Here is a 1,885-nt window from a genome sequence, read left to right on the forward strand (position 1 = left end):
GCACAACTCGCTGGCGAAGCAGGTAATTCATAACAAGTTGCTGCACTCGGAAAAATTACTCGCTGCGCTCCCAATTTTCCGGTGAGCAAAGCGTTAGGTGTTTTAAAGGCATGTGGTGATGGTGTTTCGAATAAGAGAAAAGGGTACGTCCACATTAAGTATCAATGCAAAAGTGACACACCGAAAGCACCGTACAATAATCCACTTGGGTTGTGGGGCTGCTCGCATTAATGAGTGTATTTTGGGTTTAACATTTATCGCTTAGTTCGATGCGCAAGATTGACAGGACTGAGTAAAAATTAAAGTGTGTTAGGGGCGGGAATAAGTAACTACGGAAAAGTATTAACGACCGAAGTTAATTTAACACCTAACCAGAACATGTTAGGGATAGCTTTGCTCCGCGGCTTCGCCACTCCACAAATCTACCCCAAATGTAAGCGTTAGGTGTAAGTGGATTTATCCACCAAGTTAAAGCATAATTGTTTATTTGTAACGTATTAATAAATTTAGAGATTTTCTATGGTGGATGAGACAAAGAATGGATTAGAGGGAAGGGAGTGTGTGCCCTTCTTCAAGTCGGATAAAGCACAAATTATATTTGAGTTTATTTACTTAATAGTTATCTTTTTGCTAGCTTCTATTGCAATGTTATTGCTTCAGTTTTACTTCCCCACTAAAGGGATGTTACACGCTGATAAGGTAGTATTGTTTTCGATCTTAGGTGGCTTTATTGGTGGCTGGGTTTACGACACAAAGTGGTTTTATCGTGTTACAGCTAGGGGTAAGAATGACCAGTACAATTTCCCCTGGCAACCACATAAATTCTATTGGAGGATTCTAACTCCTTTTCTTTCGGCTATTGTAGCGTTTTGTACGTATCTTTTGATCGTCGCTGATTTCCTGCCTATTCAAGTGCCTAGTAAAGAGTCGGGAAAACTAGCTTTTTCATTAAGTTTCTTGCTTGGGTATTTCTCTGACCTTGTTTTAAGTAGACTAGCTGCATGGGCTGAAAAAGTGGTACCAAAGGTGTCAAATGGAAAATAATAGTGCATGTAACATTTGCAATGAATTAGCTTCAAATCTTGAAGCTATTACCGATGAAACATATCGATCATTGGTTTTAAACAAACAAAACATACTCCTAGAAACGAAAAATTACTGCGTAATTCCTAGTTATGGTCCATTACATAGCTCTCATGTAATGATCGTTACAAAAGCTCATAAAAACAACTTTGCTTTAGTCGATCTAGTTGAAAATCAAGAGTTATTTACTGTTATTTCTAAGTTGAAAAACTTCTACTTTGAAAAGTTTGGTAAAGAGCTAATTATGTTTGAGAGTGGTGCGGGAACCTATATTGACCATTCAGGGGGCTGTATAGTCCATGCGCATATCCATTGTGTTGTAAATGAACCAAGTTTCGAGCCCGCATTAGCCAATGAATTAAAGCTACAAAAAGTTAGTTCGAATGAAGACTTTGACATCAAGAATGGCTACGTGTGGTTTTTAAATGGAGAAGGTAATGCTTTTTATTGCAACCGCCCTCTACTGCCATCTCAATTCTTGAGGTTTTTGTATTTAACATCAAAAAATAGTAAACAGCGCTGGAACTGGCGAAGAGATATTGATGTTCAAGGCATTAATAAAGTGATTTCAACTTATGACACGCTAAAATACACCTAACAATCTGTTTAAGAGTGATTCGCAACGCTTGGCATTTTTGCTGTGCGTTGCGTTTTGTGTTTTAGGTGGTATGCGGCGGCTTCGGTATTGCGTTGCTCACACCTTAACAGGGCGTTGATATGATTCCCATTGTCAAATAGATAAAAGTGTCCTTACCGGAGACCCAAAAATCTCCGGTAAGGACACTCTGACAGTCGGACTTTG

The 1,885-nt window shown here is 38.9% G+C and carries 2 protein-coding genes; both read left to right on the top strand.

The window, feature by feature from the left end:
• Window positions 1–519: 519 nt before the first annotated feature.
• Window positions 520–1,044, top strand: a complete 525-nt coding sequence (locus tag N512_RS0118995; RefSeq protein ID WP_051472873.1) for a hypothetical protein — start codon at window positions 520–522, stop codon at window positions 1,042–1,044.
• On the top strand, window positions 1,034–1,681 hold the full coding sequence (locus N512_RS0119000; protein WP_028781318.1) for a hypothetical protein: 648 nt from the start codon (window positions 1,034–1,036) through the stop codon (window positions 1,679–1,681). The genes N512_RS0118995 and N512_RS0119000 overlap by 11 nt, the downstream gene beginning before the upstream one ends.
• The last annotated feature ends 204 nt before the right edge of the window (window positions 1,682–1,885 follow it).

This window comes from Shewanella sp. 38A_GOM-205m (assembly GCF_000518445.1).
In the GTDB taxonomy this organism is placed as follows: Bacteria; Pseudomonadota; Gammaproteobacteria; order Enterobacterales; family Shewanellaceae; genus Shewanella; species Shewanella algae.

Excerpts from the sequence above, each read along its gene's own strand:
- N512_RS0118995 (WP_051472873.1), top strand. The coding sequence starts at position 520 with ATGGTGGATGAGACAAAGAATGGATTAGAGGGAAGGGAGTGTGTGCCC.
- N512_RS0119000 (WP_028781318.1), top strand. The coding sequence starts at position 1,034 with ATGGAAAATAATAGTGCATGTAACATTTGCAATGAATTAGCTTCAAAT.